The sequence below is a fragment of the Saccharothrix variisporea genome, assembly GCF_003634995.1.
GTDB lineage: Bacteria > Actinomycetota > Actinomycetes > Mycobacteriales > Pseudonocardiaceae > Actinosynnema > Actinosynnema variisporeum.
The window spans coordinates 1-18673 of the sequence record NZ_RBXR01000001.1; the positions used below are offsets into that span (position 1 = coordinate 1).

Annotated in this window: 2 protein-coding genes; both read left to right on the forward strand. The window is 73.1% G+C overall.

Translation table 11 applies throughout. The annotated features are described in order from the left end of the window. Positions 1-16442, forward strand: a 16442-nt coding sequence (locus tag DFJ66_RS00005; protein ID WP_121216708.1) for a type I polyketide synthase, incomplete at its 5' end; no start/stop codon positions are given. Then, a complete protein-coding gene (locus DFJ66_RS45260) occupies positions 16429-18672 on the forward strand; it encodes a cytochrome P450 (protein ID WP_121216711.1) in 2244 nt (747 codons plus the stop codon). The genes DFJ66_RS00005 and DFJ66_RS45260, both read left to right, overlap by 14 nt. Position 18673 lies beyond the last annotated feature (1 nt).

The window sequence follows — 18673 nt, forward strand, 5'->3', positions numbered from 1 at the left end:
GCTACGCCGCCCAGCCGCCGCCGGACCTCGAGGGGTTCCTGGCCACCGGGATCGCGACCAGTGCCACGTCCGGCCGGGTGTCCTACCTGCTGGGCCTGGAAGGCGCGGCGGTGTCGGTGGACACGGCGTGCTCGTCGTCCCTGGTGGCGATCCACCTCGCCGCCCAGGCCCTGCGCGCCGGCGAGTGCACGCTCGCGCTGGCCGGCGGGGTGACCGTGATGGCGACCCCGGCCGGGTTCGTGGAGTTCTCCCGGCAGCGCGGCCTGGCCCCGGACGGGCGGGTCAAGGCCTTCGCCGACGCCGCCGACGGCACGAGCTGGAGCGAGGGCGCGGGCCTGCTGCTGCTGGAACGCCTGTCCGACGCCCGGCGCAACGGCCACCGCGTGCTCGCGGTCGTGCGGGGCAGCGCGGTGAACCAGGACGGCGCGTCCAACGGCCTGGCCGCACCCAACGGACCGGCGCAGGAACGCGTGATCCGCCAAGCCCTGCACAGCGCGCGGCTGGAACCGTCCGATGTGGACGCAGTGGAGGCGCACGGCACCGGCACCACCCTCGGCGACCCCATCGAAGCGCAAGCCCTGCTGGCGACCTACGGCACCGACCGCGGCGAGCCGCTGTGGCTGGGGTCGGTCAAGTCCAACCTCGGGCACACCCAGGCCGCCGCCGGGGTCGCCGGCGTGATCAAGATGATCATGGCGATGCGGCACGGCGTCCTCCCGCGCACCCTGCACGTGGACCGGCCCACGAGCCACGTCGACTGGACCGCCGGCCGGGTCTCCCTGCTCACCGAGCCGACCCCGTGGCCCGAGGTCGGCCGTCCCCGCCGCGCCGGCGTGTCCTCGTTCGGCATCAGCGGCACCAACGCGCACGTGATCATCGAACAGGTCGTGCTCGAGCCCGAGTCCACTGTGGACGGCGACGTGCCGTGGCTGGTGTCCGCCCGCACACCGCAGGCACTCGCAGCCCAAGCCGAACGCCTCGCCAACGTTGACGCCCCGGCCGTGCGCATCGGTGCCGCCCTGCTCGCGCGAACCCAGTTCGAGCACCGGGCCGTGATCCTGGACGACCACGCCGACAGCCTGGCCGCACTGGCCAGGGGTGGAAGCGCGCCCGGCCTGGTGACCGGAGAGGTCGGCGTGCCCGGCAAGACCGTGTTCGTGTTCCCCGGACAAGGCGCGCAGTGGATCGGCATGGGCCGTGAGCTGTATGCGTCCGAGCCGGTGTTCCGCGAGGCGATCGACGCGTGCGCGCAAGCCCTCGGGCCTTACGTCGACTGGTCGTTGGTCGAGGTCCTGAACGGTGGGGCGCTGGACCGGGTGGACGTGGTGCAGCCCGCGTTGTTCGCCATGATGGTCGCGCTGGCCGCGCTGTGGCGGTCGCACGGGGTGGTGCCGGACGCGGTGGTCGGCCACTCCCAAGGCGAGATCGCCGCCGCGCACGTCGCCGGCATCCTCACCTTGGCCGACGCCGCTCGGATCGTCGCCCTGCGCGCCAAGGCCCTGGTGCCGTTGGCCGGGCTCGGCGGCATGGCGTCCGTGGCGCTGTCCCCTGGAGACCCCTACCTGGAACGCTGGGGCGGGCGGCTCACCGTGGCCGTGGTCAACGCGCCCGGCTCGGTCGTCGTCTCCGGCGACCCGGCGGCCCTGGCCGAACTGCTGGAGGCGTGCGCCGCCGACGGCATTCGCGCCCGCGCCCTGCCCGTGGACTACGCCGCCCACTCGGCCCAGGTCGAGGCGTTGCGCGACCAGCTGCGGCGGGAGTTGGCCGGGATCACCCCGCGCCCGGCCACCATCCCGCTGTACTCGACGGTGACCGGCGAGCCCGCGAGCCGGTTGGACGCCGACTACTGGTACCGCAACCTGCGGGAACCGGTGCTGTTCGACCGCGCGGTGACCACCCTGCTCGACGCCGGGCACGGGGTGTTCGTGGAGGTCAGCCCGCACCCGGTGCTGGCGTCGGCGGTCGAGGAGACCGCGGACGGGCGGGACGTCCTGGTCACCGGGACCCTGCGCCGCGACCGACCCCGCGAGTACGTCACCGCACTCGCCACCCTGCACGTGCGGGGTGTCGAGGTGGATTGGCGCCCGCTGGTCCCGGCCGGCGTCACGCCCGCGACCCTGCCCGGCTACCCGTTCCAGCGGCAGCCGTTCTGGCTGCGCCCGAGCACCACCGTGACCGGCGACCACCCGGTGCTGACCACGGCCGTGGAGCTGCCCGACGGCGGCGCGACCCTCACCGGCACGGTGTCGCTGTCCACCCACCCGTGGCTGGCCGACCACTCCGTGCGCGGCAGGGTCCTGCTGCCGGGGACCGCATTCCTGGAGCTGGCCGCGCACGCCGCCGGGGTGGTCGGGGCGGGCGCGGTGCACGAACTCGTGCTGGAAGCGCCGCTCGTGCTCGACCACACCGCCGTGCGGCTCCAGGTCGTGGTGGGAGCGCCCGACGAGAGCGGCCGGCGTCCCGTCGCGGTGCACTCCCACGGCGACGAGTGGGTCCGGCACGCCGCCGGCACCCTCGGCGAGGCCCCGGCCGTGGCTCCCGTGCCCGTCGTCCCGGTCGGTGCCGAACCGCTCGACGTGACCGACCTGTACGACACCTTCGCGGCCTTGGGCTTCGACTACGGACCGGTGTTCCAGGGTGTCACCGCGGCCTGGCGTGCGGGAGATGACGTGTACGCCGAGGTGGAGGTTCCCGCCGGCGACCGGTTCGCCGTGCACCCGGCCCTGCTGGACGCGGCCCTGCACCCCGTGGCGCTGCTGACCCAGGACGGTCCGGCTCGGCTGCCGTTCGCGTTCTCCGGGGTGGTGCTGCGGCCCACCGACGCGGGAAGTCTGCACGTGCGGGTTTCCGGCGGTCCTGAGCACTACCGGGTTCTCGCCGCCGACCCCGAGGGCAACCTGGTCTTCTCGGTCGACTCGCTGTCGGTGCGGGCGTTCACCGACACGCAAGACCTGTACCAGCTCACGTGGCACCCCGTGGACGCGGAGACGTCTGCGGAGGTCGTGCACCACGTGCGGGTCCACGACGGTGATCCGGCCGAAGCGGCGCTTTCGAGCACGCTGGAGGTCTTGGCCGCTGTCCAGGCGCACCAAGGGGATGCGCCGCTCGTCGTGGTCACCCGGGGTGCGGTGGCCGCCGTGCCCGGAGATGTCGTGAACCCCGCCCAGGCCGCCGTGTGGGGGCTGGTCCGCTCGGCGCAGGCCGAACACCCCGGCCGGTTCGTGCTGGTGGACGCGGACGGGTCGTGGGAGGGCGAACTGGCCGACGAGTCCGAGGTGGCCGTGCGTGCCGGGGTGCTGCTCGCTCCCCGCCTGACCAGGGTGGACCCGGCGCTGGTCGCGCCGGGCGGTCCGTGGCGGCTGGAGGACGTGGGCACCGGCAGCATCGAGGACTTGGCGCTGGTCCCGGTGGCGGAGACGCCGCTGGAACCCGGCCAGGTGCGGATCGCCGTGCGTGCCGCCGGGTTGAACTTCCGGGACGTGCTCATCGCGCTGGACGTCTACCCCGGCGAGGCGTTGATGGGCGGCGAGGCGGCGGGGGTGGTGCTGGAAGTCGGGCCCGGGGTGTCTTTGCGGCCTGGTGATCGGGTGTTCGGGTTGGTGCCGGGTGCGTTCGGGCCGCGTGCGGTGGCGGACCACCGGTTGTTGGCACCGATTCCGGATGGGTGGTCGTTCGGGCAGGCGGCGGCCGTGCCGGTGGTGTTCCTGACCGCCTGGTACGGCTTGGTGGACCTGGGTCGGCTGGGTGCCGGTGACCGGGTGCTCATCCACGCCGGCACCGGTGGCGTCGGCATGGCGGCGATCCAGCTGGCGCGTCACCTGGGTGCTGAGGTGTTCGCGACCGCGAGTCCGGGCAAGTGGGGCGTGTTGCGGGGTCTGGGGTTGGATGACGATCACATCGGGTCGTCGCGCGATCTGGAGTTCGAGCGTCGGTTCCCGCGTATGGACGTGGTGCTCAACTCGCTGGCCGACGAGTTCACCGACGCCTCTCTGCGGCTGCTCGGGCCGGGCGGGCGGTTCGTGGAGATGGGCAAGACCGACATCCGCGACGCCGCCGACCACCCCGGCATCACCTACACGGCGTTCGACATCGCGGACGCCGGTCCTGAGCGGCTCGGCGAGATCCTGGCCGCGACCGTGGCCGCCTTCGCCGAGGGGACGCTGACCCCGCTGCCGATCGACGTGCGCGGGGTGCGGGACGCCGTGGACGTGTTCCGGCACATGAGCCACGCCCGGCACGTCGGCAAGATCGTCCTCAACCTGCCCGCCGACCTGTCCGGTGGGACGGTGTTGATCACCGGTGGCACGGGGACGTTGGGGCTTGCGTTGGCTCGGCACCTGGTTGCTCGGCACGGGGTTCGGCGTTTGGTGTTGGCGAGCCGACGTGGTGGTGTGGTGCCCGATTTGGGCGCTGACGTGCGGGTCGTGGCCTGCGACGTGTCGGAACGGGCGCAGGTTTCGGAGTTGGTGGGGTCCATCCCCGACCTGATCGCGGTGGTCCACGCGGCCGGAGTGCTCGACGACGCCGTGGTGGAGGCGCTGACCCCGGAACAGGTGGTCCGCGTGTTCGCGCCCAAGGTGCGGGCGGCGTGGCACCTGCACGAGCTGACCCGTGACCTGGCGGCGTTCGTGCTGTTCTCGTCGTCGGCGGGGCTCCTGGGCAGTCCCGGCCAGGCCGGGTACGCCGCCGCGAACGCGTTCCTCGACGCCCTGGCCGTGCACCGGCGCTCGCTGGGCCTGCCCGCGGTGTCGCTGGCCTGGGGGTACTGGGCGCAGAGCAGCGGGATGACCGGGCACCTCGCCGACCACGACCGGCAGCGCCTGACCCGGTCCGGTGTCGTCCCGCTGAGCACCGACCACGCGCTGGAGCTGTTCGACGCGGCCATGGCCGGCGACCGGGCCGTGGTCGCGCCTGTCGCCCTCAACCCCACCCGGACCCCGGCGGGACCGTCCGCCCTGCGCGGCCTCACCGGGCGCAAGTCCAAGCGCACGACGGTGGGTGGTGCCGACCGGCTGCGGTCCCTGCCGGAAGCCCAGCGACGAGCCGCGCTGCTCGACCTCGTCACCGCCACCACCGCGACCGTGCTCGGCCACGCCTCACCCGACGCCGTGGACGCCCGCCGGCCGTTCAAGGACCTCGGGTTCGACTCGCTGACGGCCGTGGAGCTGCGCAACCGGCTGGGGTCGGCGACCGGGTTGCGGTTGCCCGCGACCCTCACGTTCGACCACCCGACCCCGAACCGCCTGGTCGACCACCTGCTCGACCAGATCGCCGGGACTCGTCGGGAGGTCGTCACCGTTGCGAAGGCGGTGGACGACGACCCGGTGGTGATCGTGGGCATGGGGTGTCGCTTGCCAGGTGGGGTGGAGTCGCCGGAGGACTTGTGGCGGCTGGTGTCGGACGGTGTGGACGCGATTGGTGGGTTCCCGTCTGATCGTGGGTGGGATGTGGAGCGCTTGTATCACCCTGATCCGGATCATCCGGGGACGAGTTATACGCGTTCGGGTGGGTTCCTGTCGGGTGTGGCTGGGTTTGATGCGGAGTTTTTCGGGATTTCGCCGCGTGAGGCGTTGGCGATGGATCCACAGCAGCGGGTGTTGTTGGAGACGGCGTGGGAGACGTTCGAGCACGCCGGGATCGATCCGACGTCGTTGCGGGGCAGCCAGACCGGGGTGTTCACCGGGATCTGGGCCTCCGGGTACGGGGCCGGCGCGCGGGACGTGGAGGGCTACTTCGGCACCGGCGCGGCGACCAGTGTGGTGTCCGGCCGGATCGCCTACCTGCTGGGGCTGGAAGGCGTCGCGGTGTCCATCGACACGGCGTGCTCGTCGTCGCTGGTGGCGATGCACCTGGCCGCGCAGGCGCTGCGGTCGGGGGAGTGCGACCTGGCGTTGGCCGGCGGCGTCACGATCATGGCCACGCCGGTCGGGTTCACCGAGTTCTCCCGCCAGCGCGGGCTCGCGCCGGACGGTCGGTGCAAGGCGTTCTCGGCGTCGGCGGACGGCACCGGGTGGGGCGAGGGCGCGGGCTTGGTGCTGCTGGAACGGCTGTCCGACGCCCGGCGCCGGGGACACCGGGTGTTGGCGGTGCTGGCCGGGACGGCGGTGAACCAGGACGGGGCGTCGAACGGGTTGACCGCGCCCAACGGTCCGTCGCAGGAGCGGGTGATCCGGCAGGCCTTGGCGAACGCTCGACTCGAACCGTCCGATGTGGACGTCGTCGAGGCGCACGGCACCGGGACTTCGCTGGGTGATCCGATCGAGGCTCAGGCGTTGTTGGCGACGTACGGGGCTGATCGTGCGGAGCCGTTGTGGTTGGGGTCGGTGAAGTCGAACATCGGGCACACGCAGGCCGCGGCGGGCGTGGCCGGGGTGATCAAGACCGTGCTGGCCATGCGGTACGGGGTGGTGCCCAGGACGCTGCACGTGGACGAGCCCAGCCCGCACGTCGCCTGGGACACCGGCAACATCCGGTTGGTCACCGAGGCGGTGCCGTGGCCGGAGACGGGTCGTCCGCGCCGGGCGGGTGTGTCGTCTTTCGGGATCAGCGGGACGAACGCTCACGTCATCCTGGAACAGGCCCCGGACGTGCCGGTGTCTGTGGTCGACTTGCCGTGGGTGGTGTCGGCGAAGACCGAGGCCGCGTTGCACGAGCAGGTTCGGCGGGTGCGGGAATTCGCGGCTAACCACTCGGGAGTGGGTATTGGCCAGGCTCTCGCTACCCGTGCTCGTTTCCCGCACCGGGCTGTGATCGTGGGCAATGACGTGATCACTGGGGTCGCGGAGGAGCGGCGGACGGTGTTCGTGTTCCCGGGTCAGGGTGCGCAGTGGGTCGGTATGGGTCGGGATCTGTATGCGCGTGAGCCGGTGTTCCGTGAGGCGATCGATGCGTGTGCTGAGGCTCTTGCGCCGCACGTGGACTGGTCGTTGGTGGAGGTGTTGAGCGGCGGCGAGTTGGATCGTGTTGATGTCGTTCAGCCGGCTCTGTTCGCGATGATGGTCGGCTTGGCGGCGTTGTGGCGGTCTCGCGGGATTGAGCCGGATGCGGTGGTGGGGCATTCGCAGGGCGAGATCGCGGCGGCCTACGTAGCTGGGGCACTTTCGCTCGAAGACGCGGCGCGGGTGGTTGCGTTGCGTAGTAAGGCGTTGGTGGAGATCGCCGGGCTTGGCGGGATGGTGTCGGTCGCCTTGCCGCCGGAGTCGCCGCTGTTAGACGGGGTGTCGGTGGCAGTGGTGAACTCGCAGACCAGTGTGGTGGTGTCGGGCGAGCCGGACGCCTTGGACCGGCTGCTGGAGGTGTGTGAGCGCGAAGGGGTTCGGGCTCGGCGGATTCCGGTGGATTATGCAGCGCACTCCGGTCAAGTCGAGGTGCTGCGGGAGCGGTTGATCAGCGCGTTGGCGGGGATCGAGCCGCTGGAGTCGCGGATTCCGTTCTATTCCACGGTGACCGAGGGGTTGGTGGAGTGGGCGGATGCCCGTTATTGGTATCGGAATCTGCGGGAGCCGGTGCGGTTCGACCGGGCTGTGGAGGCGCTGGCGGGACATCTGTTTGTGGAGGTGAGTCCGCATCCGGTGTTGGTGCCGGCGTTGGACGTTCTGGCTGTCGGCACGCTTCGGCGCGACAGCAGTGACTTCGACAGCGCCGCCGCGCGGTTGTTCGTGTTGGGTGTCGAGGTGGAGTGGGGCAACCACCCGGTTCCCCCGGTTGAGCTGCCGACCTACCCGTTCCAGCGGGAGAGGTTCTGGTTGGCGCCCGGGGGCGCGGCCGATGTCGCGGGGGCGGGACTCGATCCGGCGGACCACCCGCTGCTCGGCGCGGTCGTGGAGCTGCCGGACGGTGGTGTGGCGCTGACCGGCACGGTGTCGCTGTCCACCCACCCGTGGCTGGCCGATCACGCCGTGCTCGGCAGGGTCCTGTTGCCGGCCACCGGGTTCGTCGAGCTGGTGACCCGCGCGGCTGAGGTTGTCGGGTGTCCGGTGGTTGACGAGCTCGTGCTGGAAGCGCCCCTCGTGCTGCCTGCGGACGGCTTGGTGCGGCTGCAGGTGGTGGTGGGGGCAGCGGATGAGGCCGGCCGCCGATCCGTGGAGGTGCGGTCGCGGGCGGAGGAGTGGGTGCGGCACGCCGTGGGCACGCTTGCCGCTGAAAGCGTTGCGCCGCCGGAGTTTCCGGCGTGGCCGCCCACCGCACAGCCCGTCGAGCTGCACGAACTCCACGACGCCCTGTCCGGCTACGACCACGGCCCAGCGTTCCAGGGTGTGCGCGCGGTGTGGCGGTCGGACGGTGAGGTGTTCGCGGAGGTGGCGGTGCCGGCCTCGATCACCGACGCCGCCCGGTACGGCGTGCACCCGGCGCTGCTGGACGCGGCGCTGCAACCGTTGGCGCTGCTGGCCGAGGACACCGGCGAAGTGCGGCTTCCGTTCTCCCTCACCGGGATCACGGTCCACCGCCCCGGCGTGACGGCCGCTCGCGTCCGGCTGTCCGGCACCGCCGCCGGCTACACCATCGCGCTCGCCGACGAGTCGGGACCGGTCGCCACCATCGGCGCGCTGACCACCCGCCCGATGGCCCGGCCCGCCGACGATGCCCTGTTCCGCCTGGACTGGCAGCAACGTGACGGCGGCACCCCACCGGCTCGGGTGGTGTCCCCACGTTCGGTCGCCGAAGCCCTCGCGTTGATCCAAGACTTCCTCGCGGAAGACGGCGACGAGCCCCTGGTCGTGCACACCCGCGACGCCGAGACCGATCCCGAGGCCGCTGCCGTCGGGGGCCTGGTCCGCGCCGCGCAGGCCGAGCACCCGGGCCGGCTGGTGCTGGTGGACACCGACGACTCGGCACCCCTGGTCCTCGACGACGAGGACCAGGTCATGGTCCGCCACAACGTGGTGCACGTGCCCCGGCTGGTCCGCACGACCGTGGCACCGGTGGTGTCGGGCTCGCTGGTCCGGGCCGAGTCCGGGAACCTGGACGAGCTCACCTTCGCCGACGCACCGGCGAAACCCCTGGCACCACACGAAGTCCGGGTCGCGGTCCGGGCGGCGGGGCTGAACTTCCGGGACGTCCTGATCGCCCTGGGCGTCTACCCGACCCCGGCTCCACTGGGCAGCGAAGGCGCGGGCGTGGTGACCGAGGTCGGCTCGGCGGTCACCCGGTTCCGGCCCGGCGACCGGGTGATGGGCCTGCTCGACCAAGCGTTCGGCGCGGTCGCGGTGGCGGACCACCGGGTGCTGGCGCACGTGCCCGAAGGCTGGGCGTTCAGCCGGGCAGCGTCAGTCCCGGTGGCGTTCCTGACCGCCTGGTACGGCCTGTTCGACCTCGGCGGGCTGCGCCCCGGTGACCGCGTGCTGGTCCACTCCGGCGCGGGCGGCGTCGGGATGGCGGCGGTCCAGCTCGCGCGGCGGGCCGGCGCGGAGGTGTTCGCCACGGCGAGCCCCGGCAAGTGGGACGCGCTGCGCGACCTCGGCCTGGACGACGACCACATCGCCTCCTCCCGCACCCTGGACTTCGAGCGGCGCTTCCCGGCCGTGGACGTGGTGCTGCACTCGCTGACCGGCGAGTTCACCGACGCCTCCCTGCGGCTGCTCGCGCCGGGCGGGCGGTTGATCGACATGGGCAAGGCGGACCCGCGCGACACCCCCGGCTACCGGGCGTTCGACCTGGCCGAGGCGGGACCCGAGCGGCTGGGCGAGGTGCTGGGCGCGGTCACCGGCCTGTTCGCCACCGGCGACCTGCGCACGCCGCCGGTCACCGCGTGGGACCTGCGGCACGCCTCGCGGGCGTTCCGGCACATGAGCCAGGCCGGGCACGTCGGCAAGATCGTCCTGACCGTCCCGGCACCCCTCGGCGCGGACGACACCGTCCTGATCACCGGCGGCACCGGCACGCTCGGCGGTCTCGTCGCCCGCCACCTGGTCGCCGCCCACGGCGTGCGGCGGCTGGTGCTGGCGAGCCGGTCCGGCGACGCCCCCGACCTCCGGGCAGAACTCGAACGGCTCGGTGCGCACGTCACCGTGACCGCCTGCGACGTGGGGGATCGGGACGCCGTGGCCGCGCTGCTGGCCGGAATCCCGGACCTCACCGCCGTCGTGCACGCGGCCGGCGCACTCGACGACGGCCTGGTCGAGTCGCTCACCCCGGAACGCCTGGCGACCGTGCGCGGCCCCAAGGCCGACGCCGCACGGCACCTGCACGAGCTGGTCGGCGACGTGAAGGCGTTCGTGCTGTTCTCCTCCGCCGCCGGCGTGCTGGGCAGCGCGGGCCAGGCCGGTTACGCCGCCGCCAACGCCTACCTCGACGCCCTGGCCGAGCGGCGACGCCGACAGGGGCTGGCCGCCGTGTCCGTGGCGTGGGGCCAGTGGGCGGAGGGCAGCGGCCTGACCGGGCGGCTGTCCGACGCCGACCGCCGCCGCCTCCGACGCGCGGGTGTCGTGCCGCTGTCCACCGAGCACGCCCTGGCGCTGTTCGACGCCGCCCTCAGATCACCGGACGCGACCGTGGTCGCCGCCGGCCTCCGGCTCACCGCACTCGGCACACGGCCGGTGCTGCGGGCGTTGACCCGACGACCCGCCCGCACCCCGGCCGGGGACCTGAGCGCCCTGCCCGAGGCCGACCTGCGTGCCGCCCTGCTCGACCTGGTCACCACGCACAGCGCGGCCGTCCTGGGGCGCGACACCACCGGCGCCGATCGGGCGTTCAAGGACCTCGGGTTCGACTCGTTGACCGCCGTGGAACTGCGCAACCGGCTGTCCGCCGCCCTCGGTGTGCGGCTGTCGCCGACGCTGACGTTCGACCACCCGACGCCGACCAGGCTCGCCGAGCACCTGACCGGGCTGCTGCTGGGCCGGCGGCGGGTCGAGCGGCCGGTGGCGCACCACACCACGACCGATCCGGTGGTCGTGGTGGGCATGGGCTGCCGCTACCCGGGCGGCGTCGGCTCGCCCGACGACCTGTGGCGGCTGGTGTCCGAGGGTGTGGACGCGATCGGCGACTTCCCGGCCGACCGGGGCTGGGACCTCGACCGCCTCTACGACCCCGAGGGCGCGCACGGCACCAGCTACACCCGGTCCGGCGGGTTCCTCGCCGACGCGGCCGGGTTCGACGCGGCCTTCTTCGGGATCTCGCCGCGCGAGGCACTGGCGATGGACCCGCAGCAGCGGCTGGTGCTCGAAACGGCGTGGGAGACCTTCGAGCACGCGGGCATCGACCCGACCGCTGTGCACGGCAGTCGGACCGGCGTCTACACCGGCATCTGGGCCTCCGGGTACGCCGGGGGCGTGGACCAGGTGTCCAAGGACGCGGAGGGGTACCTGGCCACCGGCACGGCCACCAGCGTGACCTCGGGCCGGGTGTCCTACCTGCTGGGGCTCGAAGGTCCGGCGGTGTCGGTGGACACGGCGTGCTCGTCGTCCCTGGTCGCGATCCACCTGGCGGCCCAGGCCCTGCGGTCGGGGGAGTGCGACCTTGCCCTGGCGGGCGGGGTCACGGTCATGGCGACCCCGGCGAGCTTCGTGGAGTTCTCCCGCCAGCACGGCCTGTCCGCGGACGGCCGGGCCAAGTCCTTCGCCGCCGCCGCGGACGGCACGAGCTGGGGCGAGGGCGCGGGCCTGGTGCTGCTGGAGCGCCTGTCCGACGCCCGTCGGCACGGCCACCGGGTGCTGGCGGTGGTGCGCGGGAGCGCGGTCAACCAGGACGGCGCGTCCAACGGCCTCACCGCGCCCAACGGCCCGTCCCAGGAGCGGGTGATCCGGCAGGCGCTGGCCAACGCCGGCCTGGAACCGTCCGATGTGGACGCCGTCGAGGCCCACGGCACGGGAACCACCCTGGGTGACCCGATCGAGGCCCAGGCCCTGGTCGCCACCTACGGGTCCGAGCGCGCCGAGCCGCTGTGGCTGGGGTCGGTGAAGTCCAACATCGGCCACACCCAGGCCGCCGCCGGCGTCGCGGGCGTGATCAAGATGATCGAGGCCATGCGGCACGGCACCCTGCCGCCCACCCTCCACGTCGACGCGCCTACTCCGCACGTCGAGTGGCAGAACGTCCGGCTGCTCACCGAGCCCACACCGTGGCCCGCGCACGACCGCCACCGCCGGGCCGGCGTGTCCGCGTTCGGGATCAGCGGCACCAACGCCCACGTGATCCTGGAGGCACCCGAGCCCGAGCCCGTCACGACCCCGGAATGGGTGCCGTGGCTGTTGTCGGCCAAGTCGCCGGAAGCGTTGCGAGCACAGGCTCTGCGGCTGCGCGACTTCGTGGACGACCCGGCGGTGGGCGCGGCCCTGGCGTCCCGCGCGCGCCTGCCCTACCGGGCCGCTCTGACCCACCGGGACCGCCTCGCCGCCGACCTCGACGCCCTCGCCGCCGCCCCGATCGGCAAGGCGCAGGGCGGGACGGCGTTCGTGTTCTCCGGTCAGGGCGCGCAGTGGCAGGGCATGGGCGACCGGCTAGCCCAGGCCTACCCGGTGTTCGCCGACACCCTGGCCGACATCTGCGACCGGCTGGACCTGGACCTGCACGAAGTCGACCTCGACCAGACCCGGTACACGCAGGCAGGCCTGTTCGCGGTCGAAGTGGCCCTCTACCGGCTGGTCGAGTCGCTGGGCATGACGCCGGACCACCTGGTCGGCCACTCGGTCGGCGAGATCGCCGCCGCCCACATCGCCGGAATCCTCAGCCTGGAGGACGCCTGCACACTCGTGTCCGCGCGAGGCCGTCTGATGCAGGAGTTGCCGCCCGGCGGGGCGATGGTGTCCATCCGCGCGTCCGAAGCCGAGGTTCGGGACGCCTTGAAGAAGGGGGTGGCGATCGCGGCGGTGAACGGTCCCGACTCGGTGGTGATCTCCGGTGCTGAGGATGCCGTTCTGGCGGTCGCGGAAGGCTGGGAGGGGGCTCGGCGGCTGCGCGTGAGTCATGCGTTCCACTCGCCGCTCATGGAGCCGATGTCGGCCGCCTTCGCCGAGGTCGCCGAAGGGTTGAGCTACCAGCCGTCCAAGATCCCGATCGTGTCCACGGTGACCGGCGCGCCCACCGACATGGCCACGCCCGACTACTGGGTGCGGCAGGTCCGGGAGACGGTCCGCTTCGGTGATGCGGTGGAGTGGTTGCTGGACAAGGGGATCACGGCGTTCCTCGAGATCGGTCCACACCCCTCCCTCGTCCCCGACGCGGTCATGCGCCGCGACCACGACGAACCGGAACGCCTCCTCGCCGCCCTCGGCCGCGTGTGGGAGAAGGGCGGCGACTGGCGTCCGCCCACCCCGCGCGTCCACCTCGACCTGCCCACCTACGCCTTCCAGCGCGACCGGTTCTGGCTGGTCCCCAGCGCGCCGGCGGACGTGGCCGGCGCGGGCTTGGACGCCCTGGAGCACCCGCTGCTGCGGGCCGCCGTGCCGCTGCCGGACGGCCAGGGCGTGGTGCTCACCGGCACGCTGTCCCGTGCCGCGCACCCGTGGCTGGCCGAACACACCGTCCTGGGCTCGCCCCTGCTGCCCGCCACCGCGTTCGTGGAACTGGCCCTGCAAGCGGGCCGGCACGTCGACTGCGCCGCCCTGGCCGAACTCGTCCTCGAAGCGCCCCTGCCGCTGCACGACACCGTGCACGTGCGGGTCACTGTCGGGCCGCCGACCGACACCGGGCAGCGCCCGGTCACCCTCCACTCCCGCAAGGCCGCCGACCCCGACCACTGGACCCGCCACGCGACCGGCGTCCTGGCGCCCGTAAACCCCGCCACACCAGGAGACACCACGTGGCCCCCGGCCGGCGCGACCGAGGTCGACATCGCGGGCCTCTACGACACCCTCGCCGACGAGGGCTACGACTACGGCACGACCTTCCAAGGCCTGCGCAAACTCTGGCGGCACGGCGACGACCTGCACGCCGAGGTCGCGTTCCCCGCCGATCCCGCACAGCTCACCGGCTACGGCCTGCACCCGGCCCTCCTGGACGCGGCGATCCAGCCCCTCACCCTCCTCACCGGCATCACGGCCGCAGCCGACGACCCGGCCCAGAGCCTGGCCCGGCTGCCGTTCTCCTTCGCGGGCGTGTCCGTCACCGGCACCGCCGCCGCACTCCGGGTCAGCCTGTCGCCCACCGCTCCGGACACCTACACCGTCCGCGTCACCGACACCGCCGGCACACCGATCGCGTCCCTCGACGCGGTCGTGCTGCGCCCGGTCGAACTAGCCGACCTCTCCCGGAACCCCGACACCCTCTTCACCCTCGACTGGACACCGTTGCCGCTCGGCGACGCCCCGGACGTCCGATCGGTGCTGCGCGTCCTCACCGCCGCCGGGAACCCGGTCGAGGACGCCCACACCCTCACCCGCCAAGTCCTCCACGACATCCAGCAAGCGCTCGCCGACGACACCCGCCTGGTGTTCGTCAGCAGCGGCGACGACCCAGCACTGGCCGCCGCCCGGGGCCTGGTGCGCAGTGCCCAGACCGAGCACCCGGACCGGTTCCTCATCCTCGACCACGACGACACCGAGGCGTCCCGACAAGCCGTCCAGACCGCCGTGCGCACCGGGTTCGCCCAAGCGGAACCCCACCTGCGCCTGCGCGACGGCGACCTCTCCGTCCCCCGCCTCCGCAAGCACACCGGGTCGACACCGGGGAAGCTCCGCGGCACAGCGCTTGTCACCGGCGGCTTCGGCGTCCTCGGCGGCCTGACCGCCCGTCACCTGGTCACCGACCACGACGTCCGGCACGTGGTCCTGGTCGGCCGGCGCGGCGACGCCACCCCCGGCGCGGCCGAGCTGATCGCCGACCTCACCGCCTTGGGCGCGACCGTCACCGCTGCGGCGTGCGATGTCACCGACCGGGACGCCCTCGCCGCGCTCCTGGGCACGATCGAGGACCTGCGGGTCGTCGTGCACACCGCCGGCGTGGTCGACGACGCCGTGGTCACCGCGCTGACCCCCGAACAGCTCGAGAAGACCCTGCGCCCCAAGGTGGACGCGGCCTGGCACCTGCACGAGCTGACCGCCGACCTGGACGCGTTCGTCCTGTTCTCCTCGGCGGCCGGCGTGCTGGGCAGCCCCGGCCAGGCCAACTACGCGGCGGCCAACGCGTTCCTGGACGCCCTGGCTCGCCACCGGCACGCGCGCGGCCTGCCCGCGGTGTCGCTGGCGTGGGGCCAATGGGAGCAGGACAGCGGGATCACCGCTGGCCTCACCGACGCCGACCGCGGACGCCTGCGCCGCGCCGGCCTCACCCCGCTGCCCACGGACCGGGCGCTCTCCCTCTTCGACATCGGCGTGGGGGCAGGAGACCCGGTGCTGGTGCCCGCGCACCTCGACCCGACCGCGCGCACCCCGTTGCTGCGCTCGCAGCGCCGGAGCCACCGCCCGCAAGTCCCGACCGCCGACCTGCTCGCCCGGCTCGCCGCCCTGGCCGAACCCGAGCAGCGGGCGTTGCTGCTGGACGTGGTCAACGCGCACAGCGCGGCCGTCCTCGGCCACACCACCCCGTTGACCACCGAGCCCGACCAGGCCTTCCGCGACCACGGCGTGGACTCGCTGACCGCGATCGAGCTGCGCAACCGGCTCAACGCGGCCACCGGCCTGCACCTGTCGGCGACCGTGGTGTTCGACTTCCCGACCCCCGCGCAACTGGCCAACCACCTCTTCGGCCGGTTGCGCGGCACGGCCGACCGGGTCGCGGGTCCGATGGAGACCCTGCTGCGCAAGGCGATCGACGTGGACCGCGCCCGCGATGGCCTGGACCTGCTGGCCACCGCCGGCCGGCTGGCCGTGCCCGCCGACCGGCTCGACGTCACCCCCGTCAAGCTCACCACCGGTTTCGCGACCCCCGCACTGGTCTGCCTGCCGTCCGCGCTGGCCTTCACGGGCGTCGAGGAGTACACGAGGTTCGCCGCCGCGCTGGAGGCCATGCGGGACGTGACCGCCGTGCCCCTGCCGGGGTTCGCGGGCGACCCGCTGCCCGCCGACGCGCAGGCACTCGTGGACGCGCTCGCCGACGCCGTCACCCGGACAGCCGCGGGCGAGTTCGCGCTGGTCGGCCGCTCGGTCGGGGCGTGGCTCGCCCGGGCGGTCGCCGGCCGCCTGGAGTCCCGGGGCGTCACCCCGGCGGCGGTCGTGCTGATCACGCCCACCACCGACGCTCGACCCGTGCTCCCCGGCGTCCTCGACCCCGCCCACCAGGTCCACCCGGTGGACGACGACCGGCTCGTCGCGATGGGCCGCTACCTCGACCTCGGCACGCGGTGGACGCCCGCGCCGACCACCGCGCCCGTCCTGCACGTGGGCACGTCCGACGAGCGCCCGCCCGCCGGGCAGGAGTCCGTGGTGGTGCCCGGCGACCACTTCACCGTGCTGGAACAGCACTCCGCGTCCACCGCGCTGGCCGTCAGCAGCTGGCTCACGGACTTCCGCGGCTACGGGGCCGGGTTGTCCGAACTCAGGGAAAGGGACGTCCATGATCTGGGATGACGTGTTCATCGCCGGCACCGGCCACCACCTGCCGCCGCGCACGCCGGCGACGGACGCCGTGCCCGACACCGACACCATGCGGCGGCTGCTGGCGCTGTCGGACTTCACCTCGTTCACCAAGTCCGACGACATCACCGAGCACGGCATGGCCGTGCGGGCGGCGATCGGCGCGATGCGGCAGGCCGGCGTGACCGGCGCGGACATCGCGATGGCCGCCTACGCGCAGATGGACTCCCAGGACCACATGGCGCCGTCGTGCCACCTCCAGCGCATCCTCGGCATGGGCCACGCCCTGGTCTACGAGGTGGAGGCGACCAGCAACGGCGGTTCGGCCGCACTCCAGGCCGCCGCCGCGCACCTGGTGGCCGACCCGTCCGCCACCGCCACCCTGGTCACCGCGACGTCCCGGTTCCTGCCGCCGCGCTGGGAGCGCTGGCAGCCCACCATCGGCATCTTCCTCGCCGACGGCGCGGCCTCGGCGGTCCTGACCCGCGACGGCGGCCGGGCGCGCCTGGTGGCCACGGCGAACAGCTCGGCCACCCAGATGGAGGTGCTGGCCACTCCGTCCATCCCGGACCCGTTGGGCCACCGCAACCGCACGCCCATCGAGGTCACCGGCCTCGCGCCCTACCTGACCCTGATGAGCGAGGCCCTGGTGACCGCGGTCGAGCAGGCCGCCAAGGAAGCCAACGTCGCCCTCTCCGACATCACCCGGTTCGTGATCACCGGTCTCGGTCTGGCACAGCTGGAAGTGGTTGTCCTGGAACCGCTCGGCGTGGCCCTGGACCGCACCACCTGGCCGTTCCTGCGCGAACTGGGGCACGTCGGGCCGTGCGACCAGCTCCTCGGCGTGGACCACCTGCTCAACCACCCCGACACCAAACCCGGCGACACGATCATGGTGGTGGGCCTGGGCATGGGTTCCCGGTTCACCGCCGCCCTGCTGGAGGTCACCGAGCCACCCGTGCGGCGCACGACGTTCGTGGAGCAGTCCGCGCCGATCCCGGCCGTCGAGCGGTACACCATCGACCCGAACGGTGCCGACATCTTCGGCGAGGCGGCCCAGCTGCGCGCTCGTGGTGCGGCCACCCCGGTCGAGCTGCCCGGCGGGGTCGCGGCGTGGGCGGTGACCGGGCACGAGGCCGTCAAGCAGGTGCTGCTGGACCCGAACGTGTCCAAGGACGCCAACCGGCACTGGCCCGCGTGGCGCAACGGCGAGATCCCGCCGGACTGGCCGCTGATCATGTGGGTGGCGATGAAGAACATGTTCACCGCCTACGGCGCCGACCACTCCCGCCTGCGCGGCCTGGTCGCCAAGGCGTTCACCGCCCGCCGCGTCGAGGCCATGCGCCCCCGTGTCGAGGCGATCACCGAAGACCTGATCCACCGCCTGGCCACCGTGCCGCGCGGCCAGGCGGTCGACCTGCGCGCGGAATTCGCCTTCCCGCTGCCCATCGCCGTGATCAGCGGCCTGTTCGGCCTGTCCGCCCAGACGGGCGACGACCTGCGCCGGCTGGTGGACGCGGTGTTCAGCCTGGAAGCCGACCCCGAGGGCGTGCAGGCCGCGTCCGCCGAGCTGTACATGCTGCTCAAGGGCTTGGTCGCGGAGAAGCGCGCGAACCCCGGCGACGACCTGACCACCGACCTCATCGCCGCCCGCGACGAGGACGGCAACCGGTTGGGCGAGCAGGAACTCCTGGACACCCTGCTGCTGACCATCAGCGCCGGCTTCGAGACCACCGTCAACCTGCTCGACAGCGCCGTGCACGCGCTGGCCACCCACCCGTCCCAGCTCGGCCTGGTCACCTCCGGCGTGAGCAGCTGGGACGACGTCGTGGACGAAACCCTGCGCTGGCAGGCACCCGTGCCCAACCTGCCGCTGCGGTACGCAGTCGAAGATGTGCAGGTCGGCGACACCCGGATCGCCAAGGGCGAGGCCATCCTGGTGTCCTTCGGCGCGGCCGGCCGCGACCCGGCGCAACACGGCGCGAACGCGGAGGAGTTCGACATCACCCGCCCGTCCCGCCGCGACCACCTGACGTTCGGCCACGGCGTGCACTTCTGCCTGGGTTCGCCGCTGGCCCGGATGGAGGCCGTGATCGCACTGCGCGCCCTGTTCGACCGGTTCCCCGACCTGCGGTTGGCGGTGCCGTCGGAGGAGTTGGAGCCGCTCGGGTCGTTCTTCACCAACGGCCACAAGACGCTGCCCGTGATCCTGGAGGAGGACTAGA